The following is a 1,738-nucleotide window of genomic DNA, read 5'->3' on the forward strand; positions in this document are numbered from 1 at the left end:
GAGGATCGGCGCCTGCACGGGGACGTCCAGGGCGGTGGTGGGCTCGTCGGCAATCAGCAGCTGCGGTTCGCAGCTCAGGGCCATCGCGATCATGATGCGCTGCAGCATCCCGCCGGAGAGCTGGTGCGGATAGCTGTTCATCAGGCTCTCCGCCCGCGCCAGGCCGACGTCGCTAATCAGCCGCGTCGCGTGCTGCCAGGCGGCCTTTGCCGATTCCCCGCGATGGCGGATCAGCGGTTCGCACAGCTGCTCGCCGATAGTGAATACCGGATTGAGCGCGCTCATCGGCTCCTGGAAAATCATCGCCAGCCGGTTGCCGCGCAGGTCGGCCATTTTGCCCGCCTTCAGGCGCAGCAGATCCTCGCCGTTGAACAGAACCTCTCCGCCGTCGACGCGCGCCGCCTGGGGCGGCAGCAGGCCCATCAGCGACATCGCGGTGACGCTTTTGCCGCAGCCCGACTCGCCGACCACGCCAACGGTTTGCCCGGCATGAATGGCGAAAGAGACATCCTGCACCGCCCGTACGCGGCTTTTTTCGCCGGCAAAGGAGACCGAAAGCTGGTTAAAGGTGATTAGCGGCGTGCTCATTTCAGCCTCTGCTTCATTTTGGGGTCCATCGCGTCGCGCAGGCCGTCGCCCAGCACGTTAATGGCGATAACGGTGATAAAAATAGCCAGCCCCGGCGGCATCCACAGCCACGGGCGGCGCTGGAAATCGATCAGGCTGTTTGCGGCGTCCATCATGTTGCCCCACGACGGGGTGGGCGGCACCACGCCGAGCCCGAGATAGCTCAGGGCCGACTCGCTCAGAATGGCGTTGGCGACCGCCATCGTCGCCATCACCACCAGAATCGGAATGGTATTGGGCAGCAGATGGCCAAACAGGCGGCGGCGCGCCGACAGGCCCAGCACCCGGGTGGCCAGCATAAAGTCGCGTTCGCGCAGCGACAGGCACTGGCCGCGCACCAGCCGGGCCAGCTTCGGCCACTCCAGCAGGCTCAGCATTATCACCACCATGTAGATCCGCGACTCCGGGGAGAAATCGAGCTCTGAGAGCATCGCCCCGGCGACAATCAGCAGCGGCAGGCCGGGAATGGTCATCACCAGGTCCGCCAGGCGCATGATCAGCCGGTCGGTCAGTCCGCCGGCGTAGCCGGAGACCGCGCCGAGCAGATAGCCCAGGGTCACCGACAGCAGCATGGTCAGAAGGCCGATAATCAGCGAGATCCGCCCGGCCAGCAGCAGGCGGGTATAGACGTCGCGGCCGAGAAAATCGGTACCCAGCCAGTGTTCGGCGCCGGGCGGCTTGTTGATCATCAGCACGTCGGTGGCGTCGTCTTTCCACGGCGACCACAGGGGACCGAGCGCGCACCACGCCGCCATCAGCAGCAGGATGAGCAGACACAGCATCGCCAGCCGGTTGCGCTTCAGCGCCTGCCAGGCCTGGCGCCAGGGGGAGGGCGCTATCTGCGCCAGCGTCGGGATCGTCGCTTTACGCAGGCGACGGTTGGTTGAAAACAGGGAGCTAAGCATCAGGACCTCACTCGGATTCGCGGGTCGGCCCACGCGTACAGCACGTCGGCAATCAGGTTGCCGAGGATCGTCAGCACCGCCAGAAACAGGGTAAAGCCCATCAGCACCGGATAGTCGCGGGCGGCCAGGGAGTCGATATGAATATGGCCCGCCCCCGGCCAGTTGAAGACTTTTTCGGGGATGATGGGGCCGGGAAACAGCCCCGG

The 1,738-nt window shown here is 65.2% G+C and carries 3 protein-coding genes; all 3 read right to left on the reverse strand.

Going from position 1 to position 1,738, the window contains the following annotated elements:
• Nucleotides 1-588: ABC transporter ATP-binding protein (locus tag PFH44_RS27220; RefSeq protein ID WP_283826780.1), on the reverse strand; the 588-nt coding region annotated here is incomplete at its 3' end.
• A complete protein-coding gene (gene opp4C, locus PFH44_RS27225) occupies nt 585-1,532 on the reverse strand; it encodes an oligopeptide ABC transporter permease (RefSeq protein WP_045858684.1) in 948 nt (315 codons plus the stop codon). The genes PFH44_RS27220 and opp4C, both read right to left, overlap by 4 nt.
• Nucleotides 1,532-1,738: ABC transporter permease subunit (locus tag PFH44_RS27230; protein ID WP_283826781.1), on the reverse strand; the 207-nt coding region annotated here is incomplete at its 5' end. The genes PFH44_RS27230 and opp4C, both read right to left, overlap by 1 nt.

It is taken from the genome of Klebsiella sp. Ech2A (assembly GCF_030078455.1).
Classification (GTDB): domain Bacteria; phylum Pseudomonadota; class Gammaproteobacteria; order Enterobacterales; family Enterobacteriaceae; genus Klebsiella; species Klebsiella terrigena.

Coding starts and splice junctions, on each gene's coding strand:
- opp4C (WP_045858684.1), bottom strand. CDS start 1,532: ATGCTTAGCTCCCTGTTTTCAACCAACCGTCGCCTGCGTAAAGCGACG.